General features: G+C 61.9%; 16 protein-coding genes, 1 tRNA gene, 1 other RNA gene and 1 pseudogene. 3 read left to right on the top strand and 16 right to left on the bottom strand.

The genetic code is table 11. The features are described 5' to 3' along the window. The first annotated feature begins 41 nt into the window (after positions 1 to 41). A complete protein-coding gene (locus XaFJ1_RS00965) occupies positions 42 to 536 on the top strand; it encodes a hypothetical protein (RefSeq protein WP_012914820.1) in 495 nt (164 codons plus the stop codon). 403 nt (positions 537 to 939) lie between these two features. Here XaFJ1_RS00965 and XaFJ1_RS00960 read toward each other — a convergent pair whose 3' ends face one another. From XaFJ1_RS00960 to birA, 11 genes and pseudogenes are all read right to left on the bottom strand, one after another. Then, entirely contained in the window at positions 940 to 1,872 is a 933-nt protein-coding gene (locus XaFJ1_RS00960; RefSeq protein WP_012914819.1) for an MBL fold metallo-hydrolase, read from the bottom strand. Between the two features lie 159 nt (positions 1,873 to 2,031). Next, positions 2,032 to 3,321 (bottom strand): tryptophan--tRNA ligase, encoded by a 1,290-nt coding sequence (locus tag XaFJ1_RS00955; RefSeq protein WP_012914818.1) that lies wholly within the window; start codon positions 3,319 to 3,321, stop codon positions 2,032 to 2,034. A gap of 196 nt (positions 3,322 to 3,517) precedes the next feature. Further along, positions 3,518 to 3,637, bottom strand: coding sequence for an entericidin A/B family lipoprotein (locus XaFJ1_RS00950; protein WP_407070999.1), 120 nt, complete (start codon positions 3,635 to 3,637; stop codon positions 3,518 to 3,520). 122 nt (positions 3,638 to 3,759) lie between these two features. Next, a complete protein-coding gene (locus tag XaFJ1_RS00945) occupies positions 3,760 to 3,912 on the bottom strand; it encodes an entericidin A/B family lipoprotein (protein WP_012914816.1) in 153 nt (50 codons plus the stop codon). A 638-nt stretch (positions 3,913 to 4,550) separates the two neighbouring features. After that, positions 4,551 to 5,012 (bottom strand): hypothetical protein, encoded by a 462-nt coding sequence (locus XaFJ1_RS00940; RefSeq protein ID WP_155393627.1) that lies wholly within the window; start codon positions 5,010 to 5,012, stop codon positions 4,551 to 4,553. Positions 5,013 to 5,015: 3 nt separating this feature from the next. Further along, positions 5,016 to 5,408 (bottom strand): hypothetical protein, encoded by a 393-nt coding sequence (locus XaFJ1_RS00935; RefSeq protein WP_155393626.1) that lies wholly within the window; start codon positions 5,406 to 5,408, stop codon positions 5,016 to 5,018. 168 nt (positions 5,409 to 5,576) lie between these two features. After that, a pseudogene (locus tag XaFJ1_RS16020) lies at positions 5,577 to 5,708 on the bottom strand (IS1595 family transposase); the annotation flags it as partial. A 704-nt stretch (positions 5,709 to 6,412) separates the two neighbouring features. Continuing rightward, positions 6,413 to 6,488 (bottom strand) — tRNA-Thr (locus XaFJ1_RS00930). 74 nt (positions 6,489 to 6,562) lie between these two features. Next, positions 6,563 to 7,366, bottom strand: a complete 804-nt coding sequence (locus XaFJ1_RS00925; protein ID WP_012914815.1) for a hypothetical protein — start codon at positions 7,364 to 7,366, stop codon at positions 6,563 to 6,565. 9 nt (positions 7,367 to 7,375) lie between these two features. Further along, positions 7,376 to 8,116, bottom strand: coding sequence for a type III pantothenate kinase (locus XaFJ1_RS00920; RefSeq protein ID WP_012914814.1), 741 nt, complete (start codon positions 8,114 to 8,116; stop codon positions 7,376 to 7,378). Then, positions 8,113 to 9,078, bottom strand: coding sequence for a bifunctional biotin--[acetyl-CoA-carboxylase] ligase/biotin operon repressor BirA (gene birA, locus XaFJ1_RS00915; RefSeq protein ID WP_045757152.1), 966 nt, complete (start codon positions 9,076 to 9,078; stop codon positions 8,113 to 8,115). The genes XaFJ1_RS00920 and birA overlap by 4 nt, the downstream gene beginning before the upstream one ends. Positions 9,079 to 9,230: 152 nt before the next feature. Between birA and XaFJ1_RS00910 the strand changes: the two genes are divergently transcribed. Beyond that, complete coding sequence (locus tag XaFJ1_RS00910; RefSeq protein ID WP_012914812.1) at positions 9,231 to 9,497, top strand: hypothetical protein; 267 nt, start codon at positions 9,231 to 9,233, stop codon at positions 9,495 to 9,497. Beyond that, on the top strand, positions 9,464 to 10,252 hold the full coding sequence (locus XaFJ1_RS00905; protein WP_045756671.1) for a M90 family metallopeptidase: 789 nt from the start codon (positions 9,464 to 9,466) through the stop codon (positions 10,250 to 10,252). The genes XaFJ1_RS00910 and XaFJ1_RS00905 overlap by 34 nt, the downstream gene beginning before the upstream one ends. An 8-nt stretch (positions 10,253 to 10,260) precedes the next feature. On the opposite strand, the gene XaFJ1_RS00900 is transcribed toward XaFJ1_RS00905, so the two are convergent. From XaFJ1_RS00900 to XaFJ1_RS00880, 5 genes are all read right to left on the bottom strand, one after another. Then, positions 10,261 to 10,336, bottom strand: a non-coding RNA gene (locus tag XaFJ1_RS00900) — sX9 sRNA. 82 nt (positions 10,337 to 10,418) lie between these two features. Further along, positions 10,419 to 11,609 (bottom strand): DUF1501 domain-containing protein, encoded by a 1,191-nt coding sequence (locus tag XaFJ1_RS00895; RefSeq protein ID WP_012914810.1) that lies wholly within the window; start codon positions 11,607 to 11,609, stop codon positions 10,419 to 10,421. Positions 11,610 to 11,639: 30 nt separating this feature from the next. Then, positions 11,640 to 13,223 carry a DUF1800 domain-containing protein gene (locus XaFJ1_RS00890; protein WP_012914809.1) on the bottom strand — a complete coding sequence of 528 codons (1,584 nt, stop codon included), beginning with the start codon at positions 13,221 to 13,223 and terminating at the stop codon, positions 11,640 to 11,642. A 139-nt stretch (positions 13,224 to 13,362) separates the two neighbouring features. Continuing rightward, positions 13,363 to 14,733 (bottom strand): ATP-binding protein, encoded by a 1,371-nt coding sequence (locus XaFJ1_RS00885; RefSeq protein ID WP_187388431.1) that lies wholly within the window; start codon positions 14,731 to 14,733, stop codon positions 13,363 to 13,365. A gap of 82 nt (positions 14,734 to 14,815) precedes the next feature. Further along, on the bottom strand, positions 14,816 to 15,499 hold the full coding sequence (locus XaFJ1_RS00880) for a response regulator transcription factor (protein ID WP_003469280.1): 684 nt from the start codon (positions 15,497 to 15,499) through the stop codon (positions 14,816 to 14,818). Positions 15,500 to 15,563 lie beyond the last annotated feature (64 nt).

The following is a 15,563-nucleotide window of genomic DNA, read 5'->3' as shown; positions in this document are numbered from 1 at the left end:
TGGGCGTATCTCAGCCCTATATCCTTCATTTCGGAACTACCATGGCCAGCATCGATACTTCACTGCCGTCGGTAGGTAGCGCACCAAACCCATTCGCCACCGCTACAACGAACCCGTTCGGTAACACGGTCCAGGCAAGCAATGACACTGCGGCCGTGCAGCAAGCCGTCTCGCTGTCATCGGATGCGTCGGTGATCCTCAGCCTCGGCACTTCTTCGCCTGCCGAACAGGGCCTCACCTACACTGCGGCCGGTCTGTTCAATACCATCGTCAGTGCTGGTTCGGCCGACGGCACCTCGCCCGACCTGAACCAAAATCAGGCAAACCAGTCTTACTCCCAGGGCATTCTGGATGGCATCGGGAACCCTCCGTCGACACCCGGCATCTATAACGCATCAGGCGTGTTCACTGGCCAGAACACGTTGACCCCGGCATTGTCGTCCGCGCTTAAAGAAAATCCCAACCTGACGGGTACCGTCGTCGGCGATCTGCTCAACCAGGGCATCGTGGGTGGCCTGATTTCCACCACTGCCTGAGCCGGCCGGCGCAGCGCTTCGGCGAGGGCCCTCCTTCGGTCCTCGCTGGGGGTCGACTACTGCTTGGCCAAGCAGCAGGGAGCAGGGAGGCGAGCGAACGAAGATGGCCAGAGGCGATGGCTTTCTAGCCTAGTGGGACGGATCCACCGCACTCGTCCGAATCATAGGCCAATGGCACTCCATGCCATTCCGAGGCATCTATCTCGCTGCCGCCCTCTCCAACTGACGCATCGTTGGCTGCCTGTGCGGCACCTCCCATGAACAGAGCGGCGGACAGCAGCAACATGCGCATCGGGTTCACGATCACGACCTGACGACGAGTGGGCAGCACAGTGTAGAACGTGACGGCGCCGGCAGACAGAGCGCGGTGAGATCATTACCTGCGCAGCGCGCATGGCGCCACTCAACCTGCCAGACGATCCAACCAACACCCCAGCCCCTGCGCATTGAGTTCGATGTCCATGTGCAGCACGCGCTCCACTCCGGCATCGTCCAGCGAGCAACCGTGCATGCGTGCACGCTCCAGGTACAACGCGGTCAATGCGGCAACCAGACAACGATGACGATCAGGACGGCCGTCGCAGCCACGGGCAATCGCGACCATCGCATCGAGTTGCTCGAACAGCTCCGCCGCCAGCGGCGCCGCGCCTTCCACAGGGCCGTAGTGCGTCAGATACAGGGTCTGCGGCACGTGATCGAGGATGCGCTGGATCGAGGCGCGCATTGCTTCCGGCTCAAACTGTACCGGCGAGGACGTCGGAATCGCGAACGCACCGCGCGCGCTGTCCAATTCACGGTAGGACAGCCCGAAGGTATCGCCAGTGAACCAGCTGCGGCTACGCGCATCCCACACACACAGATGATGGCGGGCATGGCCGGGCGTATCGATACACAACAATTCGCGCGCGCCCAACCGCAACCGATGACCATCCTCGGCAACGACCACGCGCTCGACCGGCACCGGCACGATGCTGCCATAACTGCGCGCCATCTCCTCCTCGCCGTACACCGCCGTGGCGCCCGCGATCAGCCGCGCCGGATCGATCATGTGCGACGCGCCGCGCGGATGCACCAACAGGCGCGCATTCGGCAGTCGCTGCAGCAGCGCACCGGCGCCACCGGCATGATCCAGATGGACATGCGTGAGGATCAGCCAGTCCACCTCGTCCGGCGCCAGGCCAGCGCACTCCAGCGCGTGCAGCAACACCGGCACGGCATGACTGGTACCGCAATCGACGAAAGCTCCGCGCCCCTCCTCCACCATCAGATAGGCAGCATCGAACTGCGCGCGCTGGAAACCGGTATCGACGAGATGAATGCTGGGATCGCGTGGCATGGCGTAAGACAGTGGCTGTGCGAAAGGCCCATTCTAGGCCGCATGGATGGCATTGACAGCCCAAGCCGACGCAGCAGAAACACCCGTTTTAAGGCGAGGCTTCAACCCCGATCCGACTTCCGCATCGGGGCCGACTCCGCTGCCAGACAGACGTTGCGATCAGCCCGCTTCACGCAAACGCTGCAACGCATGCATGGCCGTTTCGGCGGGTGCCACCAGGACGACCGGGATCGCCTGCAGCGCATCGACCTGCGTGACCTGCTTGAGTGCGGCGATGGTCTGCCCAGCATCGCGCGGCGAAGCGAAGCCTGTACTCTGCAACAACAACGTACCCTCGCCATCGAGCAATTTGAAATAGAACTGGCCGTCGCCTTCGCGGTACTGCTTGAAACTCGGTAGCACCTGTTTAGTGGCCGTCGCGTTCGATACGGCGTCGCGCTGCGATAAATCGCGCAATCCCACCGCATGCCGCAATTCGACCAGGAACGGCGTGGCGTAACGCACGCGCAAGCGCTGCGCGTTGTCGCGCAAGGTCGCTTCGATCGCCTCCGGACGCGCCATCAACGCGTCATAGCGCTCGCGCATCGGCGCGATCTCGACATCGATGCGCTCGAACAGCTGCTGCTTGGCCTCGCCCCAACCGATGCCGTCGGCGAAGGCTTGCGCGAACGCGGCAGTCTCCTCGACATTGGCGAAGGCTTGGTACAGCTGGAACAACGCCGAACCCTCCGTGTCCTTCGGCACACCGGGCGCGCGCGAATCGGTCACGATGGCGAACACGCGCTTCTTCAGTTCTTCGCGCGGCGCGAACAACGGGATGGTGTTGTCGTAGCTCTTGCTCATCTTGCGACCGTCCAGTCCCGGCAGCGTCGCCACCTGTTCGTCGATCAGCGCATCGGGCAAAGTGAAATAGTCGCGACCATAAACATGGTTGAAGCGCTGGGCAAAATCGCGCGCCATCTCGATGTGCTGGATCTGGTCGCGACCCACCGGCACTTGCTGTGCCTTGAACAGCAGAATGTCGGCGGCCATCAGCACCGGATACATGAACAAGCCCGCCGTCACGCCAGCATCCTCGTCTTCGCCATCGGCGCGGTTCTTGTCGACCGCGGCCTTGTAGGCATGCGCACGGTTGAGGATGCCCTTGCTGGCGACGCACGTCAGGAACCAGGTCAGCTCATTGGTCTCCGGCACGTCCGACTGGCGATAGAACCATACCTGGGCCGGATCCAGGCCGGCGGCCAGCCAGGTGGCGGCGATCTCCAGCGTCGAGCGTTGGGTACGCATCGGGTCCTGCGCCTTGATCAGGCTGTGCAGGTCGGCCAGAAAAAAGAAACTCTCGATGCCGGGACGCCGGCTGGCCTGCAGCGCAGGACGGATCGCGCCGACGTAGTTGCCCAAATGCGGCGTGCCGGAGGTGGTAATGCCGGTGAGAACGCGGGTGGTCATGCGGAATGGAAGCCGAGGGAAACCCGACGAGTTTAACCGCAGCGCGCGCGCGTTCCGGGGCGTGGTCGATTCAATCGCGGTGCCAACGCGACAGTGCATCGCGTCTAGCCATAGTCGTGCTTGCCACGCAAGGGGCCAGGCCCATAACAAAAAACGGGCCGGTAAGCCGGCCCGTTTTCATCGTCGAGTCCGCCGCTCAGTTCTTCTTGGCAGCCGCGTCTTCGACTTTCTCGCCAGCCTTCTGCACATCCTTGCCGGCACCGGCAACGGTGTTACAAGCGGACAGCAGGCCCGCCGAGAAGATCGCCAACAGCATCCACGCAAACGTACGCTTCATAAAATTCACTCCTTACTTGGTCATGGAACGCGGCACTGTCACCGCGCGGAATCGTGTACCGGTCGTGCGCAACAGTCTGCCGCCGCGCATGACCGAGACACTCAGCACTTGCCCGCGCTGCAATCCTGGGCCTTGTCCTCCACCTTCTCGCCGGCCTTCTGCATATCCTTGCCGGCACCAGCGACAGTGTTGCAGCCGCTCAGCAGGCCAGCGCAGAACAGGGTCAGCATCATCAGGGTAGTCAGTCGCTTCATCGGGAATTCCTCTTGCAATCGAAGATGGTCTGGGCCATGACGATGGGCGCCGCCGCGCTACCGCCTGCGAGCGAATGTGCCGTCACGACTGTGGATTTCAGGTGAATGAACCCAAACGCCATTCAGTTTCGGCCTCCAGGACTGCATCAATCGCGCATCGAGGGCGATTTGCCAAACAGGCTCTCGATCAAGTCCACCGGCAGTTCAGACGTCAGGTTGCGGTGATCCAACACTGAGGGGATTACCCAACCACCAACGACTGCTGGGGCCGAGCGGGAACATACCGCCAGCGCAAGCCGAGGCGGCTTACTATCGGCAACAGCCCGCGCTGCGCGAAGCAGCGTGACTCAAACCAAACAGCCTCCGGGAAAGCCAGGGCGGTTTAAACCTCGAAATTTGGAATTATTCAGCCCCCTAAAGAGGGCCGCCCTAAATGGCAGGGCGGCCCTTATAAAATCAATCCCGATTGACGTTGCGCGGCCTTGATAAAATATAAAATATTAATGCAAAGTATGAAAAAAAGAAAACAAGAACTATCCAAATAAATTTAACACGCCCCACAGACTTTCGCGAAAAACATACATATAACAAAGGCAGAACCCAAAGAATAAAGACCCATAAATTATTTATCCCTGACACTACCTACTCTCCGAGCAACTGAGCGTTGTACCATCCCAGAAACATTCTGCACCAGCCCAGTTCATCGCCTGACTAAAATCACCCTGGGCCCCAAAGCCCTGAGCCAGATGAATAAAATTTGTTCGGTCATAACCAGGATCACCTGTGAAATTATACCTTGCGATGGAACTTCCATTGCTGACCATTGCCTTGTTTTCTGCAATTATATTGCCGTGAGAATCACGAGCGGTCCCCGGAACAGCAGCGTAGCTATGGGCCTGAAAATCAACCCGATAAGTGCGCTGACTACCGTCGGGAAATTCAACGATGTAAGTCGCATTAAAATTACTGAAATTTATGAGACTTGAGTTAAAAGCGTTTTCTAGTTGAGCTATTGCCCCGACAAGGCCAGGACCAAATCCGGGGTTTGCTTCAGATAGCGACGGCGCACTGAAAGCCTGACTTGTCAAGCGATTAATCACGTTCTAGTTCGCCTGCACCGACACTACGGTATCATAAGCGTTAATATAGCCATTATCACTGGAAGAGCTTTGCGCTTGAGCGGTTGAAATAAGTGAATCCAAAAAGATGGAGACATAGCGACTCATAAAATAGTCTTGGGAAGACGATACAGATAGAGTGCCATGAAGGTAAGCAGTGTAACCAAGTGATCGACCATTATTGATGTAAACCTGATGATAATCATTGAAGACTCTCTGATAATCCTGATTGACCGCATTATACTGAACCGCAGGCGTGCGAGTATAAGGCTTAACATCATTAACATCAATATACGAACAAGCGTTATAGAGTGCATTATTAGAAAAATCCGCAACATAAGTACTACCGGCACTACATTTAGCAACGACTTGAAACAACTGCTTTTCACTGCACCCCTCGCAGCTTTTGGCAACAACTTGCGCATCAGCAATAGACGAAAAAAAATAAAGGGCTCAAAAAACACACTGAAATGATTACGCTTTTCATAAAACTCCAATGGTTTATTTTCAGAAATTCAACCATAGCCAGAAGAAATACTTTCCTGATTAGCCCGCTACTTCAGCGGGGAAGAGCGGCACATCGCACAAGTGACGTTCGGGCCATGACGTGATCCGTGCTGCGGCCACCAGCAGTCGCAGCACCAGGGCGGCCAGATCGAAGCGACGGTTGAACCGCCATTACGTCTCGGCCAGATGCTACGACGGGGCTGAAGTATTCGTCCATGAAAAACCCTACTCACCCAATAGCAGCAACGCATTGCAAGCTACACTGGACATGCCAGCATTTTGTAGACAACCAAGAGCGGTAATCTCCCCCTATTTTTAGCAATCGTCAAAAGTGGAGCTAAGCGGCCATCGCTAACTTCATCGCTGGGGTTCTGATGCAAGCATGCCGGCACAAGCCGGCTCGGCGCTGCTCAAGCGCCACGCGGGTTGAGCGGCCATCTATGGCCCCGCGTCCGCCATGCGCAAGATCGCGTAGACGGCTCCCCGGCTCAATCAGGGATCACCGCGTCGTGGGGTCGGGGTTTCCCTACTCAACGCTCATAGGTGTAGCCGAACACGTCGATGTACGCCCCCGCACCGCCCGAAGGCGTGCCGGTCAGCAGTGCCTCCTGTCTGTGCCCATGCGAGCGCCGCGCGCTTCGTGTCGAACACTCTGGTCGCGCGCCGACCGTCTACTTTGACGAACACGCGGTATCGGATTGCCAAGGGGTCGGATGGATGCCATGACCCCATTGTGTGCCTTTCCGTGTGCCCGTGTGCCTTTCGATACGGGTCACTGCGGGTCAGAACGGAATTCACGCCTCCAGTAACTCACTGATTACGCAAGAAATCGTGTCGCTACGGGGAGCTTTGGCGGTGGCCGAAAAAGGGGGGTATGGTGCCGCTTGTCCGAATCGAACGGACGACCTACTGATTACAAATCAGTTGCTCTACCGACTGAGCTAAAGCGGCAATGAAGAACCAACCACGTGCGAGAGGGCGCAGTATGCCCGGTTGGCGCGCGGTGGTGAGCTGCACGCGCTATTCTAGCGCAACGTGGCGCAATCCAACGGGCGTTGCCGCACACGACCCAGGTGCCAGCGCAGCATCGCCGCCTGCGCTGCGGAGTCGGCACGCAAGTCCAGCCACCAGTGCGTGCGGCCGCTGCCGGGAATCAGGTCGGCGTTGACGCCGGAGCGGGCCAGTTCGACGAGGCGCCGTTCGGCGCCTTCGCGGCTGCGGTACTGGCCCAGGGCGATGGCGTTGCCGGTCTCGCCCTGGCGAATCGGGTAGTAATCGCGAATACCCGCGGCGGCGATGCGCTCGGCGGCGACCCTGAGGCCGTCCTCGCCACCGATGACCGGCAGCAACACACGGAACGTGGTGGTACCGCTGTCGGTGGACTCACGCAGGTGCGGATGCGCCTGCGTCGCCGGCACCGCGGCAAGTGCGGCCTCGGCGGCGGCGCGGTCCGCATAGGGCCCCAGGCTCAGACAGACAGGTGCGGCGGGCGCAGGCGTCGCAACCGCTTGTTCCGTAGCGGCAGCGGCCGAAGGCGACGGAACCGCAGCGGCGCCGGCAGCGACCGTCTTCTCGGTGCCAGCGAACACCGCAGGCGCCGACGGCACCGGCAGCGTGGCGTCTCCAGCCGTTGTGACACTCGCCGCCGGGGATTCGGAACGCTGTGCAGGTGCCGCAGCGAATGGCGGCTGCACCAATTGCAATGTCGCCACCCCGACCGGCAATGCCGGCAACGGAGTGGTCCGCGGAGCCGGCGGTTGCATCCCCCACCACAACGCGACCCCAAGATTGAGGATGGTCAGGACGACGAGCAGTGCGCGAACGAGCATGGGCAGATTCTACCGAGCGTCCCTGGTTACAGCATGCGCCTGCACCCACAGCGCCAGTCCCTCAAGGACCAGCGAAGGACGCAGCTCCGCCGTCGGCAGCGCGTGCAACAGGGTCGATACGCCCCCGCCATGCAACAGTAGCCTTGGCCACCGCCCCAGCAACGCATCGGCATATTGCAGGCTACGCTCGATCAGCGCCAGCGCGGCGCCATCGCACCCCGACGCCAATGCATCGGCGGTGTCGGCGGCGAATTCGTGATATGCGCCGCCGTCGGCCGGCAGTTGCGCGGCGCGGTGTTGCAGGGCTTGACGCATCGTGGTCGGAGACGGTGCAATGCGGCCGCCACGGTGCAGGCCATCGCGATCGAGCAGGTCGATGGTCAACGCGGTACCGACACCAACCACCAGCACGTCGCCTTGGCCATGCGCGGCGAGCAACGCCAGAAAACGATCCACACCCAAAGAACGCGGCTGCGCATAGGCAATGCGCACGCCGGCGCAGACTGCCGCCGTCCGCACTACCTGCACCTGTGCAAAGCGGGCCTCCAGCGCCTCCAACACCACGGCCGTCAGGGCGGGTGCCGCGACACTGGCGACATACGCGGTCGCGCCGCGTGGCAAGGCCGCCACCGCCGCCATCTCCATCGCCTCGGCCCCGTGCGGCCAGGCCTGCACCGTCCCTACCTGGCCGTGCTCCAACGCGGCGAATTTGAAACGCGAATTGCCCAGGTCGAACAACCAATCGCTCATACCGGCCTCACGCTGACATCGCCGGCATGCAGCGGCCGTTCGCCATCGGCGAACGCCACCCGCAACGCGCCATCCTCGGCCAACCCAAGCGCCACTCCCTCGCGCGCCACACCACCATCGTCGATACGCACCGCGCGCCCGGCCAACAGGTCCAGCGCGGCATAGCGCGGCAGGAACGGCGCCAGCCCCTGCGCATCAAACAGCGCCAGCGCTGGCAGCAGATGCGACACCACGACCGCAGCGATGGCGTTGCGCGATACCGTCGCGGCGGCCAGCGTGGTCAGATCGGTCCAGGGTTGATCGATCGCCGCAGCGCTGGCCGCAGGCATGCGCACATTCAAGCCCAGACCGATCACCGCGCGCGCCGGCCCGGCGAATTCCCCCCCCCCTTCCACCAGCAGACCACCCAGCTTGCAGCCGTCGGCGAGCAGGTCGTTCGGCCATTTCAACCCGACCTTGGCGAAACCGGCGGCATGCAGTGCCTCGGCCACGGCCACACCAGCGGCCAGACTCAAGCCGCCCAGCCGCCCCAGCCCCCCCTGGAAACCACGGGCCACGGACAAGTACAGATGCGCCGCCAGCGGCGAAGCCCAGACCCGGCCACGGCGGCCACGGCCACCGGTCTGGCGTTCGGCCAGCAGCACCTCGCAGCCATGTGCCGGGATCGGCCGCGCCAGCAGGGTCGTGTTGCTGGACACCAGGGTCCAGGCGACCTCCAGGCTGGCCAGCTCTTCGTGTGCCGCCGGGACCAGCCCGGCGCGGATGGCCTGGACATCGAGCAACTCCAATGGCCGCGCCAGGCCATAGCCTTCGCCGGCGCGACCATCGATCTCCACGCCAGCTGCGCGCAGTGCCTGGATCCGCTTCCACACTGCAGCCCGGGTCAACCCACACGAGCGGGCCAGGGCATCGCCGGAAAGACGGCCTTGGCTGAGCCGGGTCAGTAGTTCGCGCTCGTCCAACGCAGGTTCCATCGCCTCGTTTCAATCCTGGCACCCGTCAGGGCGCGACCTAGGAGCGGAAAAGTATGCGGGAACGCTCAGCGCGGTTCCATGCAGCAGGTGAAAATCGCGTTAGAATCGACGGTCACCGCCGCCCGCACCGGATGCCGACGATGCGCCGTCTACTGCCCTGTCTGATCTTGCTGCCGTTTCTGCTCGTTGTCGCTCACGCGTCCAATGCGATGGCCGACAAGCAACACAGCGACTGCGCCTACAACGACGCGACCGATATGGACGAGGCGCAGATACGCCCGGCAACCGCGCCGCGCGCGCACGCCGCTACCGACAAGCCCAGCGCATCCGATGGCGGTGGCGGCGACCTAATGCCGCATCTGCGCATGCCCAAGTGGCACAGCTTCCTGCCGGGGATGTTCCGCTGATCTCACGCTGGCTGCGTGCGCGATGGCCGGCGCGTGCAGCCATAGACGAGACGCTATGGAGGGAAGTCCGGCATCGTTGTGCATGGGTGGCGTCGCTGGATACCCCGCGCGAACAGCGCCTGCGCGGGCTCGCCACCGAATTCCTGCATCGCAAAACCATCTCGCCGCTAGGTGGCCTGCAATTGGATGCACCCCAATGCAGCGTGCTCGCTGCGTTGTGCTGTCTGCCACTGCTGGAGTTCGGTGCGAGCGGCCTGCACGGCTGGTCGCAGTTGCTGGTGTATCCGAATGCGTTCCGGGTGCAACGCAGCCACATCGATGCCGCAGGCGTGCTACACGAATGGGAAGACGAATTGATCGGCGAATCCTGGGATAACGGACCACTGATCCTGTCTTGGGCAGACGTACAGGCCGACCTGGACGATCCGCGTGCCGGCTACTGCGTGGCGGTGCACGAGATGGCCCACAAGCTCGATGCGCTCGACGGCGTACTGGATGGCACGCCCCTGTTGCCGCGCACATGGCAGCGACAGTGGGCAGCGGATTTTCAACGCAACTACGACGCCTTCTGCAAACGTGTGGACCGCGGTCGCGCGAGCGAAATCGACGCCTACGCCGCCGAGGCGCCGGAAGAATTCTTTGCCGTGGTCAGCGAATACCACTTCTCCGCACCGCAACGGTTGCAGCGCGCGATGCCGGATGTGGCCGCACACCTGCAACGGTTCTATGGCCCATCCCCGTTCGCCACCGACTAACTAAGAGCAGCTAACAAAACGTCGCGAGTCGTTGTCGGGTGGGCGCGGACAGCGCGCAGGAACCGTAGCGTACAGGTGATGCATGAGGATTCCGAGCAGTGCCCGCGCTCGTCCGGCGGCGACGCCGTCGTTTTGTTAGCGACTCTAAGCGGACGGCCTGCATCGATCAAACCAGCGCCAGATCCCGTGCATGCGCCTGCGGGAACACCGTCTGCAGTTGTGTCAGCGACAGCCCCCACATGCGCCCAAGCAGTCCGGCGAACAGATCACGATAATTGGTCAACACCGGATAGTCGCGATCCTGGAACAAACTGTCCTTGCTCACCGCCACCTGTTCGCCAGCGATGCGACCGCCATTGATCGCACCGCCCATCACCCAATAGGTGGTGCCGTGGCCATGATCGGTCCCCTTGTTGCCGTTCTCGCGGAAAGTACGGCCGAACTCTGACAGCACCACCACCACGGTGTTGCGCCATTCCGGGCCGAGCGTATCGGCGTAGGCGGTCAAACCTTCGGACAGGTTGGTCAGGTTGTCGGCCAGCGCGCCATCGGTACTGCCCTGGTTGACATGCGTGTCCCAACCGCCGACGTCGACGAAGCCGAGCCGGTAGCGCTCGCGCATCAGCGTGGCGATACGGCGGGTCTCCTCGGCGAAGGTACGCGCACTGGCGGCACCGCGGTTGGCTTGCTGCATCTCGTCGCGCAGTGCCTGCGAAACCTGCTGACGCAGCACCAGGCCATCGTGCGCGGCGCTGGCCAGCGGTGTGCCGTGGTACATCCCGGCCAGGATGTCGGCCTGACGCTGGTCGAAAGCAGGCGTCGGATTACGCTTGAGCGAGAGATTGGGAATATCGCGACCGCCCTGGAAACTCAGGGGGAGGGAATCGGTGAAGGCGATCGACGGCATGCCGGTGGCCACCTGCGACAGACGCGCCAGAAATCCGGTCCGGTAGTCGCTGCGCCGTCCCGCCGGTTGCCCGGCCTCGATGCTGTCCTGGGTTTCGAAATGGCTGCGCGACAGATCGTCGGTGCCGGCAAACGGCACGAATGCCAAGTGCTTATCGTTCCACAGCGGCAGCAAGGTGTCGCGCAAGCGTGGATTCAAGCCCCATTGCGTATCCAATGCAATGGCGCTTTGCAGGTTGGCAGGGTCTGGACGCGCGATCACCAGGCTCGGTCGCGAAGCGTAGTAGAAGTCGCTGGCATACGGCACAAGCAGGTTGTTGCTGTCGTAGCCGCCACGCAGGAACACGACCAGTAGACGTGGCGAGGGTGCTGGCGCAGCGAACAGACGCCCGGCGAACGGCAAGTTGGCCGCGACGGAAGCAGACGCGAGCAGGAAATGGCGGCGATGCATGACGAATCTCCGGACAACGTTAGTCGCAAGTCAACGGTAATTGAAATCGGGTGAAGCCAGCAGGTACTCATTCCATTCCTGTGGGGAACGCGCCTGTGCCAATGCCTGGCGCGTGGCAGTGCTCAATTGCGGCTCGATCGCCTGGTAGTACAGCGGCGAACTCAGTTGCGGAAAGCCACCCCCCTGCTGTCCATCGCGAGTGAACAACTGGGTGTTGCCGTTACCGATCGCACGTGCGATCTCGAAGCGCTGCGCCAGCTGCCCCGAACTGTTCCATGCACTGGACTGCAATGGCCAGCCATCGGGAGTAACGCGTCCGAAACTCGGCTCGCCCATCTGATTCAACCATCCCAGCAACGGCTGCGGATTGACGATGATCTGCCCGTCGTAGGCCAGGCGCAGCGCGGACACCAGGAAGCGATATGGATCTTTGAATTTGTGTGGCGATCCGGCCGTCATCTCTGGCGCGGTGAACATGACCTGCAGCACCGCTGCGATATCACCATCGCGATGTTGGAAGGTCCGCGCCATTTTCTGTACCAGCGCCGGCGGCGGATCGTCGGCGACGAAGGATTCAGCCAAGCGTCGCGACACGAACTGCGCACACGCAGGCTGACGCACAATTAGTTGTACCGCACGTTCGACCTCATCGAAACCACCACCGACGATGCGTTGACCGAGCAGCGTTTTATCGCCTGGCTGGTGTCGCGCCGGATTGAATTCGAATGCACCGCGGCGCAGGTACTGCGACTGTAGCGGCGGCGGCAGCTTCGGCGGTGCAGCACGGTCGGGGGGAACGATGCCGACGCCGGTAAGGATCAGTGCCAGTTGCTGCACATCATGCTGGGTGTAGCCACCGTTCACGCCCAGCGTATGCAGCTCCATCAACTCGCGGGCATAATTCTCGTTGACCCGGCCTTTGGCGTTCTGGGCGTTATCCAGATATTCCAGCATCGCTGGGCTCTGTAACGTTGCCAGCAGCAGATCGGAGAACTTGCCCAATGCATGCGGACGGATTGCGTTGTCGGCATAGTCGGCCACCGTCCAGCGCAACCGGCCCTTGTTGGCGAACACACTGAAATGGTTGAGCCAAAACCACACCATCTGTTCGCGCAATTGGTCAGTCGCATACACCGCGCGCAGCACTTGCGCCTGCCGCGTCTGCATCAGCAGCAAATCGGCGTGATGCTGATTCGCCTTCTTCGCCGCGACCTTGGCATCGCCGTCGGGCATCGCCTTAATCGCCTCCTGGGCGGCGGCCTGCTGCCGAAGCAACTCCTGCACCGGCGTGTGCAATGCCTCGTAGCCGTCCAGTTCCGCGCGCACCGGCGCAGGCAACGTCGCATCGCCATCGGGCGCCTGCAATTGCGCGCGCAGGAAGCGCTTGCGTCCATCGCGCTGGAACTGTGCCACGCTGGGGCCGTCCAAGCCGTTGGTCATCGATTGCAGCCAGCGCGCATCGTCGCGCTCAAGTAACTTTTGGCTGGCGGCGATGGCACCCACCGTAAACAGCACCAGCATCAGCGACAGCACCAATCGCTGGGTCTTGCGCAATACACGTCGACCATGCACGCGCAAGCGCGATGCGACAGGACGATGCCGAAACTCGGGCATGTGGATGCTCCTAGTCGGGAAAACGGGTTGAAAGTCGGCGCAGTATCCGCGCCTGCAAGGTTGCCGGGTTAAGTCGCTGTCGGAAATTTCGCATTCATTTCCACGGGATTCACCTAGACAGGACCCAAGGTCTGCGCGGCTACAAACCAGGCGGCAAGGTCGCCAGAAAACTGGCGCCGCCCAATTCCTCGGAGCGACTCACCTGCAGCTCGCCACGATAACCCTTGACCAGATCCTGGACGATCGCTAGGCCAATACCGTGGCCATGCACGCGTTCATCGCCACGCACACCGCGTTGCAGGATATGTGCCACTTCTTCCGGAGCGATACCGGGACCATCGTCTTCCACCGCAATCACCAGGCCGGCACGGCGGCTGCCGGCGGCTGGCGCCGGGCGCACAGTCAATAACACCCGTCGGCGCGCCCACTTGAACGCGTTCTCCAGCAGATTGCCAAGCAATTCCTGCAAGTCGCCAGGTTCGCCATGGAACCGTGCGCTCGGCTCGATGTCGAACTCGCACAGCACGCCCTTGGCGGCGTAGACCTTTTCCAACCCACGCACGATTTCCTCGGCACTGGGCTCGATCGGCAATGGCGCTGAGAACAGTTTGTGGCCGCTGGAAGCAGCACGGGCGAGCTGATAGGAAACCAGGTTATTCATTCGCCGCAGTTGCGCATCCAGTTCCTCGCGTAGTTCCTCCCCTCGCGCACCACTGTCGAGTTGTGTGCGCAGCACCGCCAGCGGGGTCTTCAGGCTATGTGCCAGATCGGCCAGGGTGTTGCGCTGGCGATCCAGATTCTCGCGCTCGCTCTCGATGAAGGCATTGATGCTGTCGGTCAGCGGCTCCAGTTCGCGCGGGTGGCGATCGCCCATGCGTACTGCCTCACCGCGCTGCACTTTGGTCAGTTCGTTGATCACCCGCCGCAGCGGCCGCAAGCTCCACTGCAAGATAAAGGCTTGCAACACCAGCAGGATCAAGCCGGCACCACCGAGGTTGAACCACACTCGACCGCGGAACACACGCAACTGCGCACCCAGCGCGCGCGTGTCCTCCATAATGTAGATGGTGACCGGCGTTTCCTTGTCGCGACGCACGTAAGCCAGGCCGATACCGTAGCGATACACCTCACCTACGCTGCCGTCGATCTGGGTCATCTGCCAGGGGCCGTCGAAGGTTTCCTGGCGCGGTTCGAGCATGCCGCCACGCGGCGGCAGCGGGCCTTCGCTGGACATCGAAATCCAGCGCTCGTTGGGCATTACGATCTGCGCATACAGGCCACTACCGGGACGATCAAAGTGCGGATCGGGCGGCGGCTTGTCGTTATTGATGTACAGCGACCCGTCGCGGGCCACGTCGATGTTGTTGGCGTAGGCGGTGGCGTAGTTTTTCAGGCGCTCGCGCAGATTGCTCAATGCAGTGTCGGCAAAGGCCTGATCCAGCGCGTAGCCGGCGGCCGCCAGGAACGCCACCAGACTGAGGCTGGCGGCGAGCAACTGGCGCGCCTGCAACGAACGTGGGCGCCAGCGCTTGTACCAACTGGATCGTGCCGCCACGCGGTCGCTTCCCTGGCTTGCTCGCAGGCGGCTGCAATCAGCCTTCGGTGCGCGGAATCGCGAACCGATAACCGCGACCGCGCACGGTCTCGATCGGCTTCAGTTCGCCGTCCGGATCCAGCTTCTTGCGCAAGCGCCCGATGAACACCTCCAACACGTTGGAGTCGCGATCGAAATCCTGCTGGTAGATGTGCTCGGTCAAATCGGCCTTGGAGACCAGTTCGCCGGCGTGCATCATCAAGTACTCGAGCACCTTGTACTCGTAGCTGGTCAGATCGACATTACTGCCGCTGACGCTGACCGTTTGCGCCGCCAGATCCAGCGCGACCGGGCCGCATTCCAGGGTCGGCTTGCTCCAGCCGGCGGCACGGCGTAGCAGCGCATTGACCCGCGCCAGCAACTCTTCGACGTGGAACGGCTTGACCAGATAATCGTCCGCGCCCTGCTTGAGCCCTTCGACCTTGTCCTGCCAGCTGGAACGCGCGGTGAGGATCAACACCGGGAACTTCTTGCCTTCATCGCGCAAGGCCTTGATCAGCTCCATGCCCGACATCTTCGGCAAACCGAGGTCGATGATGCCCACATCAAAGGGCACCTCGCGGCCCATGTACAGGCCTTCCTCGCCATCCTGCGCCGCATCCACCGCAAAGCCTTCGCGCTTCAGGCGAGCGGCCAGGGTCTCTCGCAACGGAGCTTCGTCTTCGACCAGAAGGATACGCATGAACTCTCCCTAGTGACTGACAGATGGCCGATGGCCGGAACGGGGTGTAAACAGGCTGAACAGA

This window comes from Xanthomonas albilineans (assembly GCF_009931595.1).
Classification (GTDB): Bacteria; Pseudomonadota; Gammaproteobacteria; order Xanthomonadales; family Xanthomonadaceae; genus Xanthomonas_A; species Xanthomonas_A albilineans.
This window is presented reverse-complemented; position numbering and strand designations above follow the sequence as displayed.